The organism is Pontibacter sp. CAU 1760, assembly GCF_054482735.1.
Map to the genome: position 1 here is coordinate 244,360 of NZ_JBTLRL010000006.1, position 22,094 is coordinate 266,453.

General features: G+C 51.0%; 22 protein-coding genes. 9 read left to right on the forward strand and 13 right to left on the reverse strand.

The genetic code is table 11. The features are described from left to right. Positions 1 to 721: 721 nt before the first annotated feature. A complete protein-coding gene (locus ACXYMU_RS10860) occupies positions 722 to 3,379 on the forward strand; it encodes a malectin domain-containing carbohydrate-binding protein (protein ID WP_458986414.1) in 2,658 nt (885 codons plus the stop codon). A gap of 46 nt (positions 3,380 to 3,425) precedes the next feature. Here ACXYMU_RS10860 and ACXYMU_RS10865 read toward each other — a convergent pair whose 3' ends face one another. The 5 genes from ACXYMU_RS10865 to ACXYMU_RS10885 form a co-directional block, all read right to left on the reverse strand. Continuing rightward, positions 3,426 to 4,409: an ABC transporter ATP-binding protein gene (locus ACXYMU_RS10865; protein WP_458986415.1), complete on the reverse strand. Its 984-nt coding sequence runs from the start codon at positions 4,407 to 4,409 to the stop codon at positions 3,426 to 3,428. A 50-nt stretch (positions 4,410 to 4,459) separates the two neighbouring features. Then, on the reverse strand, positions 4,460 to 6,343 hold the full coding sequence (locus ACXYMU_RS10870; protein WP_458986416.1) for an Nramp family divalent metal transporter: 1,884 nt from the start codon (positions 6,341 to 6,343) through the stop codon (positions 4,460 to 4,462). Positions 6,344 to 6,444: 101 nt separating this feature from the next. Beyond that, the gene (locus tag ACXYMU_RS10875) at positions 6,445 to 7,101 is read right to left on the reverse strand and encodes a metal-dependent transcriptional regulator (protein WP_458986417.1); all 657 of its coding nucleotides are present in this window, start codon (positions 7,099 to 7,101) and stop codon (positions 6,445 to 6,447) included. Between the two features lie 149 nt (positions 7,102 to 7,250). After that, positions 7,251 to 8,249 carry a 3-oxoacyl-ACP synthase III family protein gene (locus ACXYMU_RS10880; protein WP_458986418.1) on the reverse strand — a complete coding sequence of 333 codons (999 nt, stop codon included), beginning with the start codon at positions 8,247 to 8,249 and terminating at the stop codon, positions 7,251 to 7,253. 72 nt (positions 8,250 to 8,321) lie between these two features. Further along, complete coding sequence (locus ACXYMU_RS10885) at positions 8,322 to 9,461, reverse strand: glycosyltransferase family protein (RefSeq protein WP_458986419.1); 1,140 nt, start codon at positions 9,459 to 9,461, stop codon at positions 8,322 to 8,324. A 54-nt stretch (positions 9,462 to 9,515) separates the two neighbouring features. On the opposite strand from ACXYMU_RS10885, the gene ACXYMU_RS10890 reads away from it, so the two are divergent. Then, positions 9,516 to 10,328: a 2,3,4,5-tetrahydropyridine-2,6-dicarboxylate N-succinyltransferase gene (locus ACXYMU_RS10890; RefSeq protein WP_458986420.1), complete on the forward strand. Its 813-nt coding sequence runs from the start codon at positions 9,516 to 9,518 to the stop codon at positions 10,326 to 10,328. 85 nt (positions 10,329 to 10,413) lie between these two features. On the opposite strand, the gene ACXYMU_RS10895 is transcribed toward ACXYMU_RS10890, so the two are convergent. Then, positions 10,414 to 11,304, reverse strand: coding sequence for a 3-hydroxyacyl-CoA dehydrogenase family protein (locus ACXYMU_RS10895; protein ID WP_458986421.1), 891 nt, complete (start codon positions 11,302 to 11,304; stop codon positions 10,414 to 10,416). Between the two features lie 396 nt (positions 11,305 to 11,700). On the opposite strand from ACXYMU_RS10895, the gene ACXYMU_RS10900 reads away from it, so the two are divergent. Both ACXYMU_RS10900 and ACXYMU_RS10905 read left to right on the forward strand, forming a co-directional pair. Further along, on the forward strand, positions 11,701 to 11,853 hold the full coding sequence (locus ACXYMU_RS10900) for a lmo0937 family membrane protein (protein WP_108212983.1): 153 nt from the start codon (positions 11,701 to 11,703) through the stop codon (positions 11,851 to 11,853). A gap of 67 nt (positions 11,854 to 11,920) precedes the next feature. Further along, a complete protein-coding gene (locus ACXYMU_RS10905; RefSeq protein WP_377480564.1) occupies positions 11,921 to 12,070 on the forward strand; it encodes a lmo0937 family membrane protein in 150 nt (49 codons plus the stop codon). A gap of 78 nt (positions 12,071 to 12,148) precedes the next feature. On the opposite strand, the gene ACXYMU_RS10910 is transcribed toward ACXYMU_RS10905, so the two are convergent. Together ACXYMU_RS10910 and ACXYMU_RS10915 are read right to left on the reverse strand one after the other, a co-directional pair. Then, complete coding sequence (locus ACXYMU_RS10910) at positions 12,149 to 12,868, reverse strand: hypothetical protein (RefSeq protein ID WP_458986422.1); 720 nt, start codon at positions 12,866 to 12,868, stop codon at positions 12,149 to 12,151. A 27-nt stretch (positions 12,869 to 12,895) separates the two neighbouring features. Continuing rightward, positions 12,896 to 14,521 carry an ABC-F family ATP-binding cassette domain-containing protein gene (locus ACXYMU_RS10915; RefSeq protein WP_458986423.1) on the reverse strand — a complete coding sequence of 542 codons (1,626 nt, stop codon included), beginning with the start codon at positions 14,519 to 14,521 and terminating at the stop codon, positions 12,896 to 12,898. A 338-nt stretch (positions 14,522 to 14,859) separates the two neighbouring features. Between ACXYMU_RS10915 and ACXYMU_RS10920 the strand changes: the two genes are divergently transcribed. Next, positions 14,860 to 15,330, forward strand: coding sequence for a DUF4199 domain-containing protein (locus ACXYMU_RS10920; protein WP_458986424.1), 471 nt, complete (start codon positions 14,860 to 14,862; stop codon positions 15,328 to 15,330). A gap of 53 nt (positions 15,331 to 15,383) precedes the next feature. Beyond that, on the forward strand, positions 15,384 to 15,842 hold the full coding sequence (locus ACXYMU_RS10925) for a DUF4199 domain-containing protein (RefSeq protein ID WP_458986425.1): 459 nt from the start codon (positions 15,384 to 15,386) through the stop codon (positions 15,840 to 15,842). Positions 15,843 to 15,931: 89 nt separating this feature from the next. On the opposite strand, the gene ACXYMU_RS10930 is transcribed toward ACXYMU_RS10925, so the two are convergent. After that, on the reverse strand, positions 15,932 to 16,165 hold the full coding sequence (locus ACXYMU_RS10930) for a hypothetical protein (RefSeq protein WP_458986426.1): 234 nt from the start codon (positions 16,163 to 16,165) through the stop codon (positions 15,932 to 15,934). A 303-nt stretch (positions 16,166 to 16,468) separates the two neighbouring features. Between ACXYMU_RS10930 and ACXYMU_RS10935 the strand changes: the two genes are divergently transcribed. Next, on the forward strand, positions 16,469 to 16,861 hold the full coding sequence (locus ACXYMU_RS10935; RefSeq protein WP_458986427.1) for a hypothetical protein: 393 nt from the start codon (positions 16,469 to 16,471) through the stop codon (positions 16,859 to 16,861). Positions 16,862 to 16,900: 39 nt separating this feature from the next. On the opposite strand, the gene ACXYMU_RS10940 is transcribed toward ACXYMU_RS10935, so the two are convergent. Further along, entirely contained in the window at positions 16,901 to 17,305 is a 405-nt protein-coding gene (locus ACXYMU_RS10940; protein ID WP_458986428.1) for a hypothetical protein, read from the reverse strand. A 247-nt stretch (positions 17,306 to 17,552) separates the two neighbouring features. On the opposite strand from ACXYMU_RS10940, the gene ACXYMU_RS10945 reads away from it, so the two are divergent. Further along, on the forward strand, positions 17,553 to 18,371 hold the full coding sequence (locus ACXYMU_RS10945) for a murein L,D-transpeptidase catalytic domain family protein (protein ID WP_458986429.1): 819 nt from the start codon (positions 17,553 to 17,555) through the stop codon (positions 18,369 to 18,371). Positions 18,372 to 18,446: 75 nt separating this feature from the next. Here the strand turns inward: ACXYMU_RS10945 and ACXYMU_RS10950 are convergent, their stop codons facing one another. After that, positions 18,447 to 18,644, reverse strand: a complete 198-nt coding sequence (locus ACXYMU_RS10950) for a hypothetical protein (RefSeq protein ID WP_458986430.1) — start codon at positions 18,642 to 18,644, stop codon at positions 18,447 to 18,449. Between the two features lie 582 nt (positions 18,645 to 19,226). On the opposite strand from ACXYMU_RS10950, the gene ACXYMU_RS10955 reads away from it, so the two are divergent. After that, positions 19,227 to 20,138, forward strand: coding sequence for a diacylglycerol/lipid kinase family protein (locus tag ACXYMU_RS10955; RefSeq protein WP_458986431.1), 912 nt, complete (start codon positions 19,227 to 19,229; stop codon positions 20,136 to 20,138). A 2-nt stretch (positions 20,139 to 20,140) separates the two neighbouring features. Here ACXYMU_RS10955 and ACXYMU_RS10960 read toward each other — a convergent pair whose 3' ends face one another. Further along, entirely contained in the window at positions 20,141 to 21,364 is a 1,224-nt protein-coding gene (locus ACXYMU_RS10960; protein ID WP_458986432.1) for a metallophosphoesterase, read from the reverse strand. Between the two features lie 18 nt (positions 21,365 to 21,382). Then, the gene (locus ACXYMU_RS10965; RefSeq protein WP_458986433.1) at positions 21,383 to 22,018 is read right to left on the reverse strand and encodes an LON peptidase substrate-binding domain-containing protein; all 636 of its coding nucleotides are present in this window, start codon (positions 22,016 to 22,018) and stop codon (positions 21,383 to 21,385) included. Positions 22,019 to 22,094 lie beyond the last annotated feature (76 nt).

Consider the following 22,094-nt stretch of genomic DNA (forward strand, 5'->3'; position numbering starts at 1 on the left):
TAGCAGGGCCGTTTCATTTTAACATTGCCTTAACTCGCGTAAAGTATAATTAGGCCTCTGGCCCAGTAGAGTTGCAAACTCGCCACCATTTTTAGACACCCCGAAAGCATTCGGGGCGCCAGTAAAATAGAGAATGAAACGACCCTGCTTGGGGGTAGGGGAATGATTACACCTTAGGAACAATCACACTGCCCAAAACTACTTTAGCAATAAACCATTCAAAAATTGCGGGATAATATACCTTAAAGGCTTATTACATACGGGCCACTTCTAAATATAATACCGGATATTTTTTTCCCTCTGCTGCCTCACATTTTTCCTGCAATTATTCATAGCATTTCTTTTACCCTATAGCAGCAATCCGCTATGAGGGTATCACAAAATACTTAAACTCATGAAGTTTAACAATGGCTGTTTTGGTTAGTTTAGTACAATTAATAATGATTTAATGCTCTTTTTTTAATAGGCATACGTAACCTGGATTATTAAAATATGTATACTAATACTTAAATTATGCAAAGTTTAAATTCTTAAAACTTATTTACTTTAATGTTAGCTTTCAAGGTCTTAAGAATCGGGTTTTTATATAATACTACATAATAGGCTTTTTTGAAGGTAAAAAAGCTGCTAGTCGTTTTATTTAAAGATTTTGATTGTCTGTGGTTAAGTGGACGGCAGGTATGTATAGTTTATAAATGAATTATCTATCATCAACTTATCAATGGAAAATCTTTACCGTCCCTCTGTTAACTATCCGGATCTATTCATCGCTATTTGCTCCCGCGTTACTTTGCTGCTCGCATTACTCTTGTGTGCACATGTAGTAGCTGCCCAGTGGACCCGTGTTGCCTATGCCAATCAAGATCGGTCGGAGGTGACGAGTGTGGTCTACCAAAACAGGTTTTACACCTTCATCGGCTTTGGCGACTTTCCTGAAATTGAGAATTCGGCAGAAGTATATGACCCAGTGTTAAATACCTGGAAGCAGTTAGCGCCAATGCCCTCCGGAAAAGCCGTAACACATATGGGAGTGGCGCTGGTTGATGACCAGGTTTGGTTTGTCGGAGGTCGGTTGGGGCGCCACCCCGGGCCACTTACCAGCGAGGTATGGCGCTACGACATGAAAACAGATAAGTGGCTTCCGGGGCCGGAGCTCAAAGACCCGGCTACTGGCCTGCCTGTCCGTTGGGCCGGTGGTGGGCTTGTGCTGGTAGGGCGCACCCTCCACGTAGTTGGGGGTTTTGTAGAGAGTGCCTGCAACAGCGACCAGAAAGCCTACCACCTGACGCTGCAGATAGACGACTGGCTGCAAAACCCTACTCAAACCACATGGCAGAACAAGCGCGCTCCTATGCCGCTTCCGCGCAACCATTTTAGCACTGTGGCGCTGGAAGGGAAAATCTATACCATTGGCGGGCAGTTAGGCCACGATTGCAGCGGCGGGTTTGATATTCCGGACACCCATGTGTATAATCCAGTAACGGATACCTGGAAAAAGCTCACGAGCCTACCCAGTGCGCGTTCGCATGCGGAGGGCAGCTCGTTCGCCCTCGACGGTAAGATTTATGTGGTAGCAGGGCAAGGAGAAGGCAGTGACAATGTAGATAAAGTGACTGTGTTTTACCCTGACCGCAACAACGGGCAAGGAGCTTGGGAGCATGACCCGGCCTATACGCTCCCGAACGTTTATGAGGGCTTAGCAGCAAAGGTAATCGGAAACACTTTTATTATGTCGCACGGCGGCATTGGGAGCAGCAACAATACGCAGCGCCGCACCTATACTGCACCTATCGCACGCAATCCTTCTTATCGCCTGGGTTTCACTGAGGCGTGCATTAGCAAATCTGTGAAAACTGGCGGTATTCTCACCATCCAGAACCTGCTGTTTGCACAGGAGGGCCAGGCAAGCTATACCCTGTCTGCTGACGTGCCTTGGGTAACTTTTACACGAAACAGTTCTGGTGTTACCGTGCCGAGCGCAACCACAGTGGAGGTCTCGGTAGATGCTTTGGGTTTGCAGCCTGGCAAGTACACGGCCAACATCACTGCGGTGGCCACAGACAAGAATTATACAAATGCCACTTTTTGCATTAAGTTGACAGTGGCTCCCAATGATGCTGCCCAAGCTCCTATTCGGATAAATGCAGGCGGTGAGACCTACACCGGCCAGGACGGGGTTTCCTGGGCGGCGGACGCTTATGCCACAGGCGGCGAGACTTCGTCAAAGTCCTTCGACGTGTCGGGCACCTCCGACGATCCCCTTTACCTGAAGTACCGCTACGCCAGCGGCTCCGGCTCCTCGGCACCCGGACTGCCGTTCGGCTACCGCATCCCGGTGGTTGCCGTCGGGACTTACTCGGTGCGGCTGCACCTGATGGAGCCGGTCTTCAGGCGGGCGGGGGAGCGGCAGTTCCACGTGGACCTGGAGGGGCAGCGTGTGCTCAGCGGATACGACATCTTCGCCGCGCACGGGCGGGGTGCGGCGGTAGTGCTCAGTTTTCCCGGCGTGCAGGTGCGCGACGGCGTGCTTAATATAGACTTTACATCCCTTGTCAATAATGCCATAGTTTCCGGTGTCGAGGTGATAATGGAAGCACCTGTTCGGATAAACGTAGGCGGTGAGTCCTACACCGGCCAGGACGGGGTTTCCTGGGCGGCGGACGCTTATGCCACAGGCGGCGAGACTTCGTCAAAGTCCTTCGACGTGTCGGGCACCTCCGACGATCCCCTTTACCTGAAGTACCGCTACGCCAGCGGCTCCGGCTCCTCGGCACCCGGACTGCCGTTCGGCTACCGCATCCCGGTGGTTGCCGTCGGGACTTACTCGGTGCGGCTGCACCTGATGGAGCCGGTCTTCAGGCGGGCGGGGGAGCGGCAGTTCCACGTGGACCTGGAAGGGCAGCGTGTGCTCAGCGGATACGACATCTTCGCCGCGCACGGGCGGGGTGCGGCGGTGGTGCTCAGCTTTCCCGGCGTGCAGGTGCGCGATGGCGCGCTCAACATAGATTTCATCTCCCTCGTCAACAACGCCATTATTTGTGCCATCGAAGTAAGGCACGAGCTCTCGGCTACAGCCGCAGTAACCCATATTTCGGAAACTCAGCAGCAGGCGCTAGAACCACTTCTTAACGTTTCGCCAAATCCTAACGCAGGTCACCAGATCAATGTGTGGGGCGATAAGTTTGGGCCAAGTGAGCACCTGGATTTATCCATTCAGGATATGGCTGGGCGGATGCTCTACCAACATGCCATACAAGCAGAGGCAACCGGCGGCTTATATGAATCTATAGCGCTGCCACAGCCATTACGACCGGGCATGTATATAATACAACTTACAGGCAAACACGGCAAGCTGCAGTGCAAGCTTTTGGTGCTGTAGCAGGCAAGTTTGTTCACGGGTTTGTTTCGAACGGCAAAGCTGAAAATTATATATACCAGACATCTTCGGGTGAGGCGGCCACCTGAATAGCATCGCCTTGCTGGTAGGTGTGTGTGTGGGTGCGCAGCTTCAGCAGTTCGTTTGCCACCACTGCCTCCACCTCAGTATAGCCTCCAAAGTAGCGCACTTGCTTCACCTCTGCAGCCACACCCGGTGCGGGCGCTGCCTCAATGCGTATGGCCTCAGGGCGGATGATGGCCTGCTCTGCCAGGGAGTTTGCGGTAGTAGCTTCTGCAAGCAGGTGTGCCGCCTGAGCAGACACAAGGTTATAAGCGCCAAATAGGGCAGCGGTGTACTCATCCACGGGTTGCCTGTAGATATGTTGTGGCGAGCCCTGCTGCAACACCTTGCCGCCTCGCATCACCAGAATTGTATCAGCCCACGACAGCGTGTCGAGCGGGTCGTGGGAGATGAGGGTGCAGGTAATGTCCAGCTGCTCACCTATGTCCTGAATCACCGCTTTTAGCAGGCTCTTATGCGCCATGTCCAAGTTAGAATAAGGCTCATCGAGGAGCAGCAGCTTTGGGGACGTGGTTAGGAGCCGGGCCAACGCAATTCGCTGCCGTTCGCCCCCAGACAGCTGGTCGGTACGGCGTTGGAGCAAATGGCTTATCCGGCACAGTTCATAAAGGTTTTGCGCCTCCAGATTGGTTAAGGTGTTAGCATAGCGCAGCACCTGCTCTACCCGCAGCGACTTAGGCAGTTCAAACTGCTGCGAGAGGTAGGCAATGTCCGGGTGGCCAGCCACGAGCTTTTCATGCGGTCCCAACACCCTGTCGTCCTCAAACAGGACTGAGCCGGCAGTCGGCTGTATAAAACCCGCTATAATCTTGAGAAGCGTACTCTTACCGGAACCCGTTTCGCCGGAAATAGCAATTTTCTGCCGCGGCTCCTGCCTGAAGCTAATGTCATGTAGCACGGTGTTCCCACCTTCTGCCATGCTTATACCGGATACCTGCAGTAAACTCATAGGGGATTGATTAATGCTTTAGAAAATGAGGCGGGTTGGGAGTCGTATGATTAAACAACCAGAACCGGCACGTTCACGGCATGGCGCACGGCATTGATGGTAGAGCCCAGAATCAGGTCTTTCAACATCTGGTGTCCATGGGAGCCCATAACCAGCAGGTCGGCATCGAAGTCTTTGACGAGTTTAGGGATTTTGCGCTTTGGCGTACCGAAACCAAGGGCTACCTGCACATCAAAGCCTTTGCTGCGTAGATCCGTGGCATAACGCTCCAGGTTATTTTTATCCGAGCTGGTTTCGAAGTCGTGGATGTCCTGGCCCATCACAAGCGCGCCAGCGGTTTCCACCACATGGATCAGCAGGTAGCTGGCACCCGGAGACCCCATGGCAAGCGCATTGTTCAGCACATTGTTATCGGATGAGGAGAAGTCAAGGGTCACTGCAATACGGCTGTAAGAGGGCCGCTCCAGGGGCTGGTACTGCACCGGCTGGTAATGCTTTGGCAGTGCGTGGCTGGCCATCATACCCGATATAAACGGCTGGACAATGATGTATGCCAGGAGCAATACACAGCCTATGGTAATGGGTATAACTGTCACCCAAATAATCCAGGGAGACTCCATTTGCGTCAGCCAACCCGTTACCTCATCCCATACAAGCTTCACGTTCAGTGCCACAATAACGGAGGCAATCAACCAGGCACCGGTTTTCAGCCAGGGGCCAATCGCGAATTCGCCCATCAGCTTCTTGTGGCTCACAAAATGGATGAGCGGTATCACGGCAAAGCCTAACTGCAAACTCAAAACCACCTGGCTCAGCACCAGTAGCTCGCCGGTCTGGTCTTCGCCGAAATAAATGATCACGAACAGGGCTGGCCCTACGGCAAGTAAGCGGGTGATCATACGGCGCAGCCATGGCTGGATGCGCAGGTTCAGGTAACCCTCCATCACGATCTGGCCGGCCAGCGTGCCGGTAAGCGTAGAGCTTTGGCCCGCTGCGATCAGGGCGACGGCAAACAGGATAGGGGCCCATTTGGTGCCCAGCAAGGGTTCCAGGAAGCGGTGGGCATCGTTGATCTCGGCTACATCGAACATTCCGTTTTTATAGAAGGCCGCTGCTGCCAGAATCAGGATGGCCGCATTCACAAACAAGGCCAGGTTCAGGGCTACCGCCGAGTCTATAAAGTTATACTTGATGGCATGCCAGATGCCCTGCGAGGTTCGCTCGAACTTGCGGGTCTGCACCAGCGAGGAGTGCAGGTATAAGTTGTGCGGCATCACCGTGGCACCAATGATGCCGATGGCAATGTAAAGTGCGCTGCTGTTTGGGATGCTTGGCACCAAACCAGATGCCAGTTCGCTCATGTCGGGTTTGGCAAAGATCATCTCCAGTACAAAAGCACCTCCAATAATGGTGACCAGCACCAGTATAAAAGCCTCCATTTTGCGCATGCCCTTGTTAATGAGGAAGAGCAGCAGGAAAGTGTCGAGCACCGTAAGGCAAACGCCCCAGATCAAGGGAATGCCGAAAAGCAGCTGCAAACCAATGGCCATACCCAGCACCTCCGCCAGGTCGCATGCGGCAATCGCGATCTCGGCCAGGATGTAGAGCGGGATGTTGATGAACTTGGGGTATGCCTCGCGGGAGGCTTGCGCCAGGTCCTTGCCACGTACCACGCCCAGGCGGGCGCTCAGGCTTTGTAGCAGTATGGCCATGATGTTGGACATCAGCAATACCCAAATCAGCTTGTACCCGAACTGGCTACCCCCGGCAATGTCGGTGGCCCAGTTGCCCGGGTCCATGTAGCCAACGCTTACTAAGTAGGCCGGTCCCAGAAAGGAAAACAGTTTTTTCCAGAAACCGGTGTTCTTGGTGGTATCGATGGAAGCGTGTACTTCTTCTAACGACTTGCTTGTATATGGCTCCTGTTCTAACATAATGGTTGGTGTATGATGCTTGTTATAAGCTTAGCTGCATCAATGCTAAATGCCTGTGGTTGTTGTGTTTTTGTTGATAGCGCGGAAATCATGGTCAGCACTCACACTGAAATGAAGATGTTTTTGGAGACTTCGCTGGAAATCAAAATCTGTTTCTCGTTGCCTAGGACAATCTCCAGGGAGTTATCGTAGGGGATGTGGTCGAGTACCTGGATGCGCGTGCCCAGGGATATACCCACTTTATCCAGGAATTGCAGAAACAAGGGTTGGGAATCGTTCACGCCCACTACCAGGCCCGCTTCCTGCACCTGAAGTTCTGAGAGCAGGCGCTGTTTTTTCTGTTTCAGTTCGCCGTTTTCAGTCGGGATAGGGTCACCGTGCGGGTCAGTTTGCGGATGGCCCAAAAACTCGTCGAGGCGCTGCGTTAATAGAGTTGAGGTAACGTGCTCCAGTTCCTCAGCCACATCATGCACCTCGTCCCAGTTAAATTTCAGCTTCTCTACTAAAAACACTTCCCACAAGCGGTGTTTCCGGATGACCTTCAGGGCTACCTTCGTGCCCTCGGGTGTTAAAGAAACGCCTTTGTACTTTACATAATTTACCAACTCCTTCGTGCTCAGCTTTCGGAGCATGTCGGTTACTGAGGCGGCTTTGGTGTCGAGGGCCTCCGCGATGGAATTGGTGTTCACCTCCTGCGCGCCGTTGGCAGAAAGCTTAAAGATGGTTTTGATGTAGTTTTCTTCGGTGAAGCTATGCACGGGTGCTAATGTTTGAATGAGTGAATGAGCGGATGCGTGATTTTCAGTTACAGTAGGTTGGTTAACGGGGCAGGTATAAAAGCTGCACGACTGATTTTTTAGTCCTCCTTATATATCCCAAGCACGCATCCACTCATTCAAGATGTTACTTACCAGCGGATCAGGGCGGAAGCCCAGGTAAAGCCGCTGCCAAAGGCTGCCAGGCATACAAGGTCGCCCTCTTTGATGCGACCTTCTTCCACCGCCTCGCTTAGGGCAATCGGCACAGAGGCGGCCGTGGTGTTCCCGTATTTGTGGATGTTGCTGAACACACGTTCGGCCGGTAGCCCCATTTTCTGCTGAATATAAGAAGTGATGCGCAGGTTTGCCTGGTGCGGGATCAGCATGTCGATATCCTCCGGCTTATAACCGTTCTTCTGCAAGGCCTCCATAATCACTTCCGGGAAACGGGTCACGGCATGTTTGAACACCGTATTACCATTCATGTAAGGGTAGATCGAACCATCGTCGATCATCTCGTGCGTCAGGCGCTCTTTTTTGTTCGTGTCGGGGGCCAACACAGCTAGTTCCTCAGCAAATTCGCCATCAGCGTGCAGGTGCGTGGACAGGATGCCCTTGTCAGTGCTTTCTGCAGGTGTCAGGACTACGGCACCGGCACCGTCTCCAAAAATCACGGAAACGTTTCGACCTCTCGTCGAGAAGTCAAGCCCGCTAGAGTGGATCTCAGCGCCTACCACCAGCACGTTGTTATACATACCCGTTTTGATAAACTGATCGCCAACCGACAAGGCATAAATGAAGCCTGAGCATTGGTTGCGCACATCGAGGGCTGGAATTTCCTTTATGCCCAACTCACGCTGCAGCAATACCCCGGACCCCGGGAAAATATAGTCTGGGCTAAGCGTGGCGAACACAATCAGGTCGAGGTCCTTTGCCTCCAGGCCCGCTTTTTTCAGCGCCCTGCGGGCAGCCTCAGCGCCCATGTTGGCGGTGGTGTCAATGCCTTCCTGGAAATAACGGCGCTCCACAATACCAGTCCGCTCCCGGATCCATTCATCCGAGGTGTCCATTATCTTTTCAAGGTCTTTATTTGTCACTACTTGCTCAGGCACGTAATGGCCCACGCCGGCAATTTTTGAATTACGCATATATATACTCGTTAACTTTTAAAGATAGTGATTTAAAGTTAAATTTTAGATACATCTAAAAATAAATTTAAGTTAATTGTTTTGTTGTTGCAGGAGTTGTTGAATTAAACGCTGCAATTTAATTTCTTCGCTCTCCCAAAATACGCCACTCGGCACACCGGGTTTGTAAAATAGTGTATTCCGGATATCCTGGCAAACTTCCATGGCATCGGCATTCGCGAAATCTATGGATAAACCCGCTTGATTTTTGGAAAGAAAATCAGCCCATAAAGGATTGTGCTGCGCCAGCATGGGCAGGCCATGGGCGGCATACTCGTAGAGTTTTGTCGGGATGCAGCGAAAGGTGCTTTCGTGGGGTCGGTAAGGCAGCAAGCCGACGGTGCTTTCCTGTATGGCCTTGATGATCTGCCCGTGCGGGACTAACTGATTGCCTCCGATAAGCTGGATGTAGGGCCGTTCTTGTACCTGCTGCCATACTTTGGTATAGGTGTTTTTGTCGGCACAATAGCCGATAATGGTCAGGGTAGTGTCAGGCGCTACCCTGTGCAGCTGCTCCGCCAGGGCTACGGCTTCAAATACGCCGTAGATTTCAGCGATGGTGCCGCTGTATAACAACCGCAGCGGCTTTTGGCCCAGGCGCACCGGTGTCGGGGGAGGGGGATAGGCGCTGTTGGGTTTGTACTTGTTTTCCAGGAGGGTATAGCGGTTGCCTAAAAAACGGAGCTCCTGCACATAACTTTGTTCGGCAACCAGAAAGTGCGCTACGTGCGGTGCAACCCAGCGCTCTGCCATTCCCACTCCCCAAGCCAGTAAGTAGCGCAGCATCCCGGCATAGTTCCTCTGGGAGGTAAGGTTAAGGGTATAGTTCTCTTGCACGTCATACACCAGTTGGCAGGCATGCGTGCGGCAATACCAGTGGCTTGCTACCAGCAACTCGTGGGTACAGGCAATGATAAGGTGCGGCTGTAGCTTTTGCAGCAGCCGGAAATAAGCCAGCTGCGCCCCAAGCCGACCAAAGCTGAGCCGCTTGAAAGAAAAGAGCGGGTGAAAAGAGAGCGAGGCCGGGGCTTGTGGCGGCAGTGGAGCCTGGAAACCGGCAATGTGCACCTGCACCTGCGGCAGCTTGGCAAGTGAGTTGCCCAGCTTTTCGTACATGCGGGTATCGTTAACAGGCTTTAGCAGCGAAGCAATCAGGATTCTCTTTTCAGACATCGGTTAAATTTAATTACTTTTGCGCATCATTCTTAATTAACCTTACAGTTAGATATGGAGCTTAGACAAATTATAGAGCAGGCCTGGGAAAACCGTGAGCTGCTGAAAGAAAGCAATACCGTAGAGGCCATCCGTGCCGTAATCGATGAGTTGGATAAAGGCATTCTGCGCGTGGCCGAGCCAAACGGCGACGAGTGGCAGGTAAATGAGTGGGTAAAGAAGGCTGTGTTGCTGTACTTCCCGATCCAGTCAATGAAAACAATAGAGGTAGGTCCCTTTGAGTTTCATGATAAGATTGCGCTGAAGCGTAACTACGAGCAGTTGGGCGTACGCGTGGTTCCTCACGCCGTGGCCCGTTACGGCTCGTTCCTGAACAAAGGCGTGGTGATGATGCCTTCTTATGTGAACATTGGTGCCTACGTGGACTCAGGTACGATGGTAGATACATGGGCAACCGTGGGTAGCTGCGCACAGGTAGGCAAAAACGTGCACCTGAGCGGTGGCGTAGGCCTTGGCGGTGTGCTTGAGCCCGTGCAGGCTGCACCTGTCATCATCGAGGACGGTGCCTTTGTCGGTTCTAGAAGCATTTTGGTAGAGGGTTGCCGCATTGGCAAGGAAGCTGTTATTGGCGCGGGGGTGACCATCACCGGAAGCTCTAAAATATTTGACGTGACCGGCACTGAGGAGAAGATTTACAAAGGCTATGTGCCCCCACGCTCGGTGGTTATCCCGGGTTCCTATACCAAGAAATTCCCTGCAGGCGAGTTCCAGGTGCCATGCGCCTTGATCATTGGCCAGCGCAAGGAAAGCACCGACTTGAAAACGTCACTGAACGATGTGCTGCGTGACCATTCGGTAGCGGTGTAATTTCATCAAACGTTTGTAGTGAAGCATAAAAAATGCCCCTGCTGAAATTTCAGAGGGGCATTTTTTATGCCATACTGTAGCGTTATTATTTACGGAAGCTATCGGCCACGACCAGCTCCTTGGTGCTATGCGTCCAGGAGTAAAAGCCCTGGCCGGACTTTATGCCTTTGTGGCCTGCCTGCACCATGTTCACCAACAGCGGACAAGGCGCATACTTTGGGTTACCGAACCCGTCGTGCAGTACGCGTAGGATGGAAAGGCAAACATCAAGACCTATGAAGTCAGCAAGCTGTAGCGGGCCCATCGGATGCGCCATACCCAGCTTCATGATCGTATCGATCTCCTCTACACCAGCAACGCCTTCGTACAGAGTATAAATAGCTTCGTTAATCATTGGCATCAGGATGCGATTAGCCACAAAGCCCGGATAATCGTTTGCCTCGGCAGGCACTTTGCCCAGCTTCTCCGCTAGCTCCATCACCTCGTTGGTTACTTCATCGGAAGTGGCGTACCCCCGAATCACTTCTACCAGCTTCATGACCGGCACCGGGTTCATAAAATGCATCCCGATCACTTTGTCCGGTTCGTTAGTCACGGAAGCAATTTTTGTGATGGAGATAGAGGAGGTGTTGGAGGCAAGTATGGTTCCGGGCTTGGTGAAGCTGCTCAGGTCACGGAATATTTTCAGTTTCAGGTCTACGTTTTCGGTAGCAGCCTCTACTACCAGGTCCACATCCTGAACGCCTTCCTGCATGCTGCTATAGGTCGTGATGTTCTGCAGCGTCTGTGCTTTCTGCTCCTCCGTCAGGTTACCTTTTGCAATGATGCGGTCAAGGTTTTTAGTGATCGTCTGCAATGCTTTTTGCAGGGCTTCTTCCGAAACATCAACTAGTGCAACCGGGTAACCGTTTTGCGCAAATACGTGCGCTATGCCATTGCCCATGGTGCCCGAGCCTATAACTGCTATTTTTTTCATATATCTGTGAGTAGGTTAGTTTATCTACAAAGCTACTAATTTCTATACTTGTTTAAGAATGGCGCCATTTTCTTTGGAAAGTATAAATGCAGGATTCCCTGATGCAAAACTTAATTCCAGGGGTATAGTAGCTCCGGGTTTAGCACTATCTCAGGCTTTAAAAATAATTCAGGAGTTAATTTATGGCCATAAGTCGTTGGTTTATAGCTATTAAAATGCATGAAAATGCGCGCGTGATGCAGTTAAATTTGAACGGTTATATAAACTAATTGATTAATATAAATCTTTTAAAAAAACTAGTCGTAAAAAGCTGTAATTGACGAATAGTACAACTGATAACGGGCAGGAAAGCAGCTGGCAAAATGCCTTAATCAATCAAATAAACTTATATACACAATGGGAAATTTACTTTACATAATTGCCGTGGTACTGGTGATTTTCTGGCTGATCGGGTTCCTGGGTTTTCCGGATGCGGTTGGTGGGATTATACATGTGCTCTTAGTCTTGGCGGTGATTGCGGTGTTGCTGCGGCTTATCCGAAGCGCTTAACCCTTTTAAACAGAACTCGTAATAATTTTGTAACTATTAATCACTTGAACACTAAACACATAAAACTATGGGAAATTTATTGTATATTATAGCTGTCGTACTAGTAATTGTTTGGCTGATCGGTTTCCTTGGATTCCCTGATGCTGTAGGCGGCCTGATCCACATTTTGCTGGTGATTGCCATCATCGTAGTACTGTTACGACTCATACGGGGCTAAAGCCCAATACCGATAGCATAAAAAAAGCGGCTGCCAAACTCTGGCAGCCGCTTTTTTTATGCATAATTCACTAAATCCTTACCTGCTGGTAAACGGAATGTTAAAGCCCACCCTGAAAACCGGGTTGCTGTAGGGGTTGCCACGTACCTCGCTGTTCACGTTGTAAAGCAGCAGCATATCCAAAGAGGCTTTATCACTGATGCGCTGCCGGTATCCTACTCCGACCAGGGGCAGGGTAAGGGTGGTACGGCTCTGGCCAATGTTCCCGTTTTGGTCCTCGGACTTTGTGTTCAGAAACTCCACTTCCGCATGCCCAAGCACTGCCCCGTCACTGATGTTGAATAACTCGAGCTGTGTGAAAGCCCGCGCCCCGTAACTGCTGTACGAGCTGCCCAGGTACCGGATGTAATGGTAAACGGCACCAGCCCCCACGCTGTACTTGTCCGTTACTTTATACCCCAGTATGGGTAGCAACGATATATTGGTATACGTGCCGAACTGCAGCCCAAAGCTACCGCCGAAGTACATGCGGTCAATCGGGCGGAGCGGCTCCTCCATGTCTTCCTGACGCGCTGGGGGAGCAGGGTAAGCAGTAGGCTCCTGCTTAACAGGCGCTTGCTGTGTAGGCCTTACCCGCGGCTCAGCCTGCTCAACAGGAGGCATGGGGGGGCCGGTAGGCAGTTCCTGCTTTTGCTGCTGCGTCTGCGTGCTATCAGGTATAACCTGCGCCTGTGCCACGGTGGCGGTTCCTGCCAAAAACAGGCAGAAAAGCCATAAAGTATACCATTGCTTTTGCATGGGTCGGTTAGTCAGTTTAGAAATCGGTTAAACCATTTCAGTGGCATACATCTTCTTACGCAGTTCTCTGATCGTTTCATCGGACAGGTACTCTTCGTAAGACATGCGCTTGTCGATGATACCGTTCGGTGTAAGCTCCAGGATGCGGTTTGCGATGGTATCCACAAACTGTAAGTCATGGGAAGAGAACAGGATGGTGCCGTCGAAATCGCGCAGGGCGTTGTTCAGGGCCGTGATAGACTCCAGGTCGAGGTGGTTGGTTGGTTCGTCAAACACCAGCACGTTGCCAGACTGCAGCATCATACGGGAGAACATACAACGCACCTTCTCGCCCCCAGACAACACGTTTGCCTTCTTCAGGGACTCTTCGCCCGAGAACAGCATGCGGCCCAGGAAGCCACGGATAAAGCTCTCGTCCTTCTCCACGCTGAACTGGCGTAACCAATCCACCAGGTTCAGGTCGGTGTCGAAAAACGCGGCATTATCCTTCGGGAAGAAAGAGGCTGTAATGGTAGTACCCCAGCTATAGCTTCCGCTGTCAGGCTGCAACTCATCCATGATCACCCGGAAGAACGTAGAAGCAGCCAGGTCATTGCGGCCAATCACCGCGATCTTGTCGCCTTTGTTCACCATCAGGTTCACGTCCTGGAAAATCGTAACGCCTTCCACCGACTTGCTCATGCCCTCCACGTTCAGCAACTGGTTCCCTGCTTCACGCTCTGGCTTAAAGGCGATGTACGGGTACTTACGGGATGACGGCTGAATGTCTTCCACGGTCAGTTTCTCTAACAGCTTGGCACGCGAGGTTGCCTGCTTTGACTTGGAGGCGTTAGCGCTAAAGCGGCGGATGAATTCCTCCAGTTCCTTGCGCTTGTCCTCCGTCTTTTTGTTGGCGTCGGTACGCTGTTTCAGTGCCAGTTGGCTAGACTCATACCAGAAGCCGTAGTTACCGGCATATAACTTGATTTTACCGAAGTCGATGTCGGCCACGTGCGTACACACGGCGTCCAAAAAGTGGCGGTCGTGCGATACCACGATCACCGTGTTCTGGAAATTGTCGAGGAAGTTCTCCAGCCACATGATCGATTCAGCGTCCAGGTGGTTGGTCGGCTCATCGAGCAGCAGGATGTCGGGGTTTCCGAACAGAGCCTGGGCCAGCAGCACACGCACTTTCTCGCTACCGCTCAGGTCCTGCATCAGGGAATGGTGCAAGTCCTCGCTGATGCCAAGCCCGCTCAGTAGTTCGGCTGCCTCATATTCGGCGTTCCAGCCCTCCAGGTCAGCAAACTCGCCTTCCAGCTCAGCCGCGCGTAAACCGTCCTTCTCATCAAAGTCTGGCTTGGCATAGATGGCGTCTTTCTCGTTCATGATGGCGTACAGGCGCTTGTGGCCCATTATCACCGTTTCTAACGCCGGATACTGGTCATACTCAAAGTGGTTCTGCTTCAGGATAGCCAAACGGGCAGTAGCCGGAATATCGACTGTGCCCGTGTTAGGGTCAATTTCCCCGGAGAGTATTTTCAGGAAAGTAGATTTTCCGGCACCGTTGGCACCAATCAGGCCATAGCAGTTACCAGGAACAAACTTTATTGTAACGTCTTCAAATAATGTGCGCTTGCCATAAGACAGGCTGACATTGTTAGTGCTGATCATATATGCTTTTTAATGAGAATGAACACAGGTATAGGGTACAAAGCTACGAAATAAAAACGTGGAATGAGGTGTTTCAGTCACTTCCAGAATGGGCTAAAATGCAATATCAGGCAGGATGCAAGTCTTTATAATTTAGGAAATTATGATGCTTGCGTCAAAAAACATCCTTCAAATCACAACGCCAGCCCTGTTTCTTTAGTATATAGTTTTGATAATATACAATTAAGCCGGCAAATGGTGCATCTTATTCACTTCGTGTCGCCTTTCTTTAACCAAATGTGCTGCTAATCTGTTCCTTATAGCAAAATTAATAAACCGTAATCTAAATAGACTTTAATATGGCATCAACTAATGTGTCTTTCCAGAACGTTGCAATCAAATATGGTATTCTGGTAGGGATAGCACACATCGTTTTCTTTTTATTGATGTGGATGTTAGGCTTCAGCGAGAACGTGGAGCTTTCGTACTTGAGTGGTATTTTCCTCATCATTGGTATTGTGGTGGCTATATCAAACTATAAGCGCAAATCAGGCGGGATCGTCCATTATTTCCCGGGCTTAGCCATTGGCGTGATCACAGCCTTTGTTTCCTCGCTAATCCTGGGTTTGTTCCTGCTTGTTTTCGTTACTACCCTTAACCGCGAGTACCTGGATGCGCTGAGCACGAGCGGCTTGTTCCCGGAAGGGCTTTCCGTGCTTTCGATGTTTCTGGTAACGCTGGTGCATGGCACCTTGCCGGGCTTTTTCATTGCCTTTATTTCTATGCAATGGTTTAAGCGCCGCGACCACTCCATGCCAGGGCAGATGTAATTGGTACATCGCTACAGAAGCTATAAAAGAGTTTTGAATTCTTACTGCTGAATATGGAAAAAATAGGCTTGAAATACGGCTTACTCACTGCTGCCGGATTCATCGCATACTTTCTGCTGATGAAGCTGGTTGGCCTTGCACACGTGGTGGAGCTCCGTTTCCTGAACGGGCTTATCATGGCTGTGGGGGTGGTGCTCGCAATCAAAGGATTGAAAAAGGTGTCGGGCGGAGAGGTCGGCTACTTCAAAGGACTTGGAACCGGTATGATCACGGCGGCGGTGTCTACCGTGCTCTTCGCAACGTTTATGGTGGTGTATGCTAAACTGGCCAATGGCGAGATGCTGGAGGTGCTGTCGGCAGAGGATTACTTTGGGCAGCGAATCAAGAGCACGCCGGGCATCGTGATTTTTTCTGTCCTGATGCTGGAGGGAGTTATCTCCGGCTTCATGATCTCGTTCATCGCCATGCAGTACTTCAAACGCCGCGACTACAAGGTACCCAACAGTCCCTGATATTTAACACTGAATTTGGCATCAAAAAAACACCCGGCTTGTACTTAATAAGTGGCCGGGTGTTTTTTGTATGTGGTGTAGGGAAGGCGCTATTTTACTATGTGGTCGGGGCGCTGGATGATCTGTACCACTACTTCGTGCAAATCCCCCTCCTTGTCTTCCAGTTTATAGATAACCATCGGGTTGTCAGCGTCATGGATGGCCTCGATGCCCACAACACGCTCTCCTTTGTCAAGCTTGCTTTCGAGGTGCGGTGTTAGCTCTTCCAAAGCCTTTGCAAAATTTACTTCTAGTTTACTGGGGTTATAGTAAGTAGTCCTCATATCGTTTTTTTGTATGCACCGGCACCACGGTCAGTTAGCAATCAGTACATGATGTAAAAATCCAATTATTCTTCTTAAAGGTATACCCGCTTGAGTAGCTATTGTTACGAGCAAACAGGGAAATCTGGGAAATTAATCCTTTAGTTGAAAAATCTTATTTAAAGATAAAATCTATTTAAGGTATAGTATGAATTACAGGAGTTTCAGCAAGAGTTACAATTGCGTAACGGTTAACTAATCTGAGAAAGAAGCGTTTAAGAGAGCAGGAATTAGTGCATTAGAAGGGACGTAATTTAAGCAGATATGAGAAAAGGGTTACTAATGTTAGGAATGCTGGTGTTGGCTTACGGGACCTACGGGCAGCAGATGAGCTTAACGGACGACAGGTTAGACAAAGTATTGTTAGCTATGCAGCTGGATGGGGTTGAAATGGCAAACCTGGAAATGAAGCAGGAGCTGAAACTCAGCACAGACCAATGCAGGCAGGTGGAGCATCTAAATGCGGCACGGTTTGAGAGAATGCTGGAGGCGGAGCAGGGGAATAAAAACAATGAACTCCTGTTATCAGAGGCTTACCAGCACATTTTTGCAGAAAGCGATCTGAGCCTAAAGCAGGTACTGAGCGAGGAGCAGATGCACCGCTACTTAGAGCTGGAAGGCCGGTTTAACGCACAGGTCATATCAGGAAATAAATAATGCGCCACAGCAAACTATAAGATATTGCACAAGGCCCGATTATTCGGGCCTTGTCGTTTTATAGGGGTGGTTATAAGCCACCTCCGATACTTTCCCGAGCGCATTGATGCGTACTTCTACCCGGTTAGCAGCTGACAGCGCTGTACGGTCAGAGCACTGCGTGCCGGGCTCGATATAGTAATAGTAAATACGCTGGTTCCGTTCCAGCAATTCCTCGCTGTCGGGTCTGCCCAGTACATTGCGCAGCACGTATTCTTTCTTCCCGTAAAGCTCTTTGCGTACCTGCTCAAAATCTTCGACCAATTTCTGACGATCGCCGGCGCAGGCAAAGGAATCCTTCTTCCAGGCGGCGCTGTCGAAATCCTCAAAGCCATCAGGAGTGCCACAGGCGCCAAGCCCTGCCAGCCCGCACACTAACAGGGTATATACAATACGACTTTTCATATTTTAGTTTTATAAGGTAAAGTTGCAGCAAGTATTTCTGTCACACAAGCTATAGGCACAATTTTGAGTTTAATGCTGCCGTTATGTAAGTGATAGTGCAGCACAGCAATAGTTAAGTGCAATAGTAGAAGTGCTGCAACCAGACACACATTACGTGCCCTGAACAAGCTGTTTTGCCCGTAGCGGAACAATTTAGGGCGTTTAGCCTGTTGCTTAGATGAACCCAAACTTGAAGCCAAAGAAATCTATGTTAAAAGTAACCCTAGCGTCGCTCGCCCTCGGCTTGTTATCGTTTACTTCCCCACTCGTTTCCTCTCCTGATGTATCACGTACCTTGGCGCCTGCAGCTGATGCTGCGCTAAGCGACAACATGGCCCTCCTTTCGTTAACCGAAAAGGAAATGGCCTTCAAGGACTATACCCTTGAAGTATACAACGAAGCCAATTTACAGAAGAAAGGCCTTTCTATTGAGGTTTTTGAAAAGGCATTGGTTGGTTTTCAGAACCTCAAGCGCCAGCGCCTGGTTTCTCCATCAAAATCAGTGTTGACGGTGATCGACTTTACGAAGTCTAGCCGGGAGAAGCGCCTTTGGATTGTTGATCTGAAGTCGAAAAAACTGTTGTTCAATACGCTGGTGGCGCATGGCCGCAATACCGGCGAGGACAAAGCCCTGAATTTCTCCAATCGCCCGAACTCCTATATGAGCAGCCTCGGTTTTTACCTCACAGATGCGACCTATTATGGCAAGCACGGCCTGTCGCTGCGCCTGAGCGGGATGGATGGCAAGTATAACTCCAATGCCATGGAGCGCGCTATCGTGATGCATGGCGCAGATTACGCTACTTCTGATTTTGTGAAGCGGTATGGCCGCTTAGGCCGGAGCTTAGGGTGCCCTGCCGTGCCTCAGGAAGTGTCTAAGGATGTGATCATGGCCATCAAGGACAAAACAGTGCTGTATATTCATGGAAACGACAGCAACTATAGCTCAAAGTATCTGGACACAACGCATGCCGCAGAAGATTATGTGAAGGAGCACTTCGCCACAAATACAGTGGCAATGCTTTAACAGGATAAATAGCTGCAAACAGAAAGCCCCGGAAGTGCAGTCTTCCGGGGCTTTCTGTTTGCAGCTATTCTCGAGTTAGGCTGTATCCTTGGTTGTCTTCACAAGGTTGATGCCTGCAAAGAAGAAAATCAGGCCCACCACGAAAGGCACAGCTGAGGTGAACTTGCCAATCATGGCACCGTCACCTCCCATCACGAAGGCATATGCGCCCCAGATGATACCAATAATCCCCAGTATAGTCAGGATGGCACCGAATGCACGCTTCATATTCATAGTTTTTAAGGTTTAGGTTAAGCTTGGTCTTATTTTGGCCAAACCATACAGGTAGTACGACAATACCCTCAAAAAGTAAAAGAGTGGTGAAAAAAACAGCCCTCACGTTATGGAAACAACAGCTCCAGGGGCGCGATGATGTGCTAGCTGCTGAGGCAATGGCATAGGCTGCATTTACAATCTAGCGGAGAGGCAAATGAGTGCGAGCCTAAAGCTCAACGTGGCTATACCGTAGGGGGCGGTGCTAGTGGCAGCCAGGGTAGGGCATGCACTGAGCATGCGCCAGGGCCGCGATGATGCCCTGGAATCGGACAAAGTCGCTTTTAAGTGGACTACTGCTGTTGGCGATAACCCAAAAGCTATGTTGCCCGTGCTGCATGTGTTTAGAGCGGCGTGTGGCAGTGCCGGAGGGCCGGGGTTTATGCAGAGTCACACCTAGCATTTATACCTAGCGACAGGATCAACTTTAAAACACTTTGAAGCTAAGGGGCAGGTAATCAGTCTCTGCTGGATTACTTTCCGCAATTGCTACCTTATACCACCTGAATGCGTATGAAGGGGCATTAGCGTGAACGACAACTTATGGAAAATAGAACATTGCGCAACCTGCTTTTTGTCATTAACCCGATAGCAGGAGATATAGAAAAAGAGGACCTGGAGGAAGACATCGCAGCAATGTGTGCGGCGCATGCCATCAACTGCGAGATTTACCGCACTTCCGGGGAAGACGATGAGGCGAAAATCAAGGCCAAACTTAAAGAGCACTCCTATGATGCCGTGTTTGCGGCCGGAGGCGACGGTACGGTGAGCATGGTGGCCAGCCTGCTGATCGGCACAGAGATACCGCTGGGCATGATTCCGCTTGGTTCGGGCAACGGCTTGTCCAAGGACCTCGGCATACCCCAGGACACAGAAGAGGCGCTGGAGCTGCTGCACCACAACATTATCCGCAACATCGATACGCTTACGCTTAACGGCTTACCCTCTATTCATTTAAGCGACCTTGGCTTTAATGCCTTGGTGGTGAAAGGCTTTTGCGAGAGTGGCGTGCGCGGCCCAGGGTCTTATGCCCGCATTGCGCTCCAGGAATACCTGTCTTATGAACCCAAGCTATACCGGATAGAAACAGACAAGGAAGTGTTTGAAGGAAGGGCCTTTATGGTGACGATTGCCAACGCCAACGCCTTTGGCAGCAATGCGGCGATCAACCCGGACGGAATACTGAACGACGGGCAATTTGAGATTTGCCTGATCGACCCTTTCCCGAAAGCGGCGGGCATTGGCATCATGTACAAGCTGTATACCGACAGCATCGACACCTCCGTGTACAGCCATCGGCTTAGCTGCAAGTCAGCGGTTATCCATAACCTGGAAGGCGAAGTGCTGCATATTGACGGCGAGCCGGTTGACCTGGGCAAGCGGATCGAGGTGAAGATGCACCCTAAAAGCCTTAAGGTGATTTTGCCGCCGCACCAGGACGACACGGAAATCTAGGGTTATGCTGTCGCCGTTGCCTTTTCAGGTGACGGCTGCAGCACACTGTCCAGCTTCTTGCGGAATACAACTGTGCCTTCGTCAGTTCCCTCAGCCGCCAACGCCTCCATCCAGATGTCGCCGTTGCTGTAATAGTTGAAGACAAAAAAGCCCAGTTCCTCTAACGTAAAAGTGGCTTTGCTGCCTTTTTTCACGAAAGCCGTTTTACTGCCCGAGCCACTCACGACATAATGGTTTTGCTGCACCTCAAAATGCTGCAGGTTGTGGTCGTGGCCGGCCACGTAAATGATGTTGCTGTAGCGGTGCATGATGCGGAGCAGGCGCTTGCGCATCTGCTTGTATTTGCGGTGCGACATATCTTCATATGCCCCAAACAGCTTGCGATAAAACGGGTAAAGCGACCCGAAGATAGGCAGCGGGATGTAGATGCGCTTATGCGCCGCCGTGAGCGGGAAAATGTGCTGCTTCATCGTGAATTTGCCGCCGTGCATGGCGTTGCTGTACAAGGGGTGGTGTGCCGCGATCAGGATGCGCTGGTGCTGGTTGCGGCGCAGGATATCGTTAAAGGAAATGAAAAACTCTTCGATGTGGGTATAGGGGCAGCCGTCTTTGCTGCCTAATGGCTTTTCGCCCCGCTGCACAAACCACTGCGTGTTGATGATGACCAGCAATAGCCCCGGGGCCAGCTGCAGGCAATCTGGCCCCGGGCAACCGTTCTGTGGTAAATAGGAGGTTTTATCCTGCAATTTCTCCAGCACAAATTTCTCCTGGCGCAGCATCTGCGCATACCCACCGGCACGTCCTTTCAGCCAGTCGTGGTTGCCGCTCAGGAAAATACCCTTGCCTGCAGAAGCCTTTACATGGTCCAATAGGATGTTCAGCCGCGTCTCGGCCGCTTCACGCAGCCGGTGGCCCGGTTCCGGCAACCCGATGGGGTATAAATTGTCCCCCAGAAAAAGCACGGTGCTTGCCTTGCCCGCCTGTTGCTGCCACCTTTCAAATAAGCTCATCACAGGGTCATTGCCGTCGATGGCAATGGCGCCCACGTCTCCCAACATCGCCACCGAATGCACCAGCTTGGCATCGGCAGGAGGGGAGTGGCGCTGCCAGCCCAGGTCTGAGAGCTTGTAGTAGGGCTTGCGCCTGTACTTGCGCTCCTGCCAATAACTAAAGGCCAGGAACGACAATAAAAGCGTGGGTACAATGATGAGAAAGTAAGTCAGCATAAGGCGGGGGGATAAAGGCTAAAACGAAGGTGGCTGCAGGTTTTTGAAGTGCCCGTTCTGGCGCACCCGCTCTTTTAGGCGCTCGGTTTCCTGCAGCACGGGCATGATGCGCTCCAGGTGCTCCAGAATCATTTCCTGCCGCGCCCCTTCGTGTTGTAGTTGCAGCAGGGCATACTCCTGCTCCAGTGTCAGGCCAAGGTTGTGTGCAATGTCAAAACTAATGTAATTGGCGGGCAGGTCATCGAACAGCCGTGTCAGGCCTAAAGAATCGTACAGCACGCGCAGCGCCTCAGTGATCTTTGTCTTCACCACGATGTCCTCGTTCAGGATAGAGGGCATTTCCTCCACCTCGCCGCCCGCATACAACCTGCCCGGTGCCATTTTGTCGAAGTGGATGATTTTAAACACGTGAACCCCCTTCGTTCGGATATCCATCTCCCCGTTCTCATACTTTTTCTCGATGTCTAGTATCTCCATTTCAGTGCCGAATGTTCCGACACTCTGGTCGATGTAGGTTGGGATGCCGAAGGTTTTGCCTGCTTCCTCACACTCCAGCACCAGTTGCTTGTAGCGCGGCTCAAATATGTGCAGGTTCAGTTTCTCGCCTGGGTAAGCCACAAGGTTCAGGGGAAAGAGCGGGATATATCGGGCCATTTTGTCGATTTGTTATAAGCGTAACAAACAAGTGAACAGATTGTGCAAGGTTTTTTCATGTTACGTAGCAAGGCTG

Coding starts and splice junctions, on each gene's coding strand:
- ACXYMU_RS10915 (WP_458986423.1), bottom strand. CDS start 14,521: ATGATCAGCACTAACAATGTCAGCCTGTCTTATGGCAAGCGCACATTA.
- ACXYMU_RS10900 (WP_108212983.1), top strand. CDS start 11,701: ATGGGAAATTTACTTTACATAATTGCCGTGGTACTGGTGATTTTCTGG.
- ACXYMU_RS10910 (WP_458986422.1), bottom strand. CDS start 12,868: ATGCAAAAGCAATGGTATACTTTATGGCTTTTCTGCCTGTTTTTGGCA.
- ACXYMU_RS10895 (WP_458986421.1), bottom strand. CDS start 11,304: ATGAAAAAAATAGCAGTTATAGGCTCGGGCACCATGGGCAATGGCATA.
- ACXYMU_RS10920 (WP_458986424.1), top strand. CDS start 14,860: ATGGCATCAACTAATGTGTCTTTCCAGAACGTTGCAATCAAATATGGT.
- ACXYMU_RS10960 (WP_458986432.1), bottom strand. CDS start 21,364: ATGCTGACTTACTTTCTCATCATTGTACCCACGCTTTTATTGTCGTTC.
- ACXYMU_RS10890 (WP_458986420.1), top strand. CDS start 9,516: ATGGAGCTTAGACAAATTATAGAGCAGGCCTGGGAAAACCGTGAGCTG.
- ACXYMU_RS10955 (WP_458986431.1), top strand. CDS start 19,227: ATGGAAAATAGAACATTGCGCAACCTGCTTTTTGTCATTAACCCGATA.
- ACXYMU_RS10950 (WP_458986430.1), bottom strand. CDS start 18,644: ATGAATATGAAGCGTGCATTCGGTGCCATCCTGACTATACTGGGGATT.
- ACXYMU_RS10865 (WP_458986415.1), bottom strand. CDS start 4,409: ATGAGTTTACTGCAGGTATCCGGTATAAGCATGGCAGAAGGTGGGAAC.
- ACXYMU_RS10880 (WP_458986418.1), bottom strand. CDS start 8,249: ATGCGTAATTCAAAAATTGCCGGCGTGGGCCATTACGTGCCTGAGCAA.
- ACXYMU_RS10885 (WP_458986419.1), bottom strand. CDS start 9,461: ATGTCTGAAAAGAGAATCCTGATTGCTTCGCTGCTAAAGCCTGTTAAC.
- ACXYMU_RS10965 (WP_458986433.1), bottom strand. CDS start 22,018: ATGGCCCGATATATCCCGCTCTTTCCCCTGAACCTTGTGGCTTACCCA.
- ACXYMU_RS10930 (WP_458986426.1), bottom strand. CDS start 16,165: ATGAGGACTACTTACTATAACCCCAGTAAACTAGAAGTAAATTTTGCA.
- ACXYMU_RS10925 (WP_458986425.1), top strand. CDS start 15,384: ATGGAAAAAATAGGCTTGAAATACGGCTTACTCACTGCTGCCGGATTC.
- ACXYMU_RS10860 (WP_458986414.1), top strand. CDS start 722: ATGGAAAATCTTTACCGTCCCTCTGTTAACTATCCGGATCTATTCATC.
- ACXYMU_RS10935 (WP_458986427.1), top strand. CDS start 16,469: ATGAGAAAAGGGTTACTAATGTTAGGAATGCTGGTGTTGGCTTACGGG.
- ACXYMU_RS10870 (WP_458986416.1), bottom strand. CDS start 6,343: ATGTTAGAACAGGAGCCATATACAAGCAAGTCGTTAGAAGAAGTACAC.
- ACXYMU_RS10905 (WP_377480564.1), top strand. CDS start 11,921: ATGGGAAATTTATTGTATATTATAGCTGTCGTACTAGTAATTGTTTGG.
- ACXYMU_RS10945 (WP_458986429.1), top strand. CDS start 17,553: ATGTTAAAAGTAACCCTAGCGTCGCTCGCCCTCGGCTTGTTATCGTTT.
- ACXYMU_RS10940 (WP_458986428.1), bottom strand. CDS start 17,305: ATGAAAAGTCGTATTGTATATACCCTGTTAGTGTGCGGGCTGGCAGGG.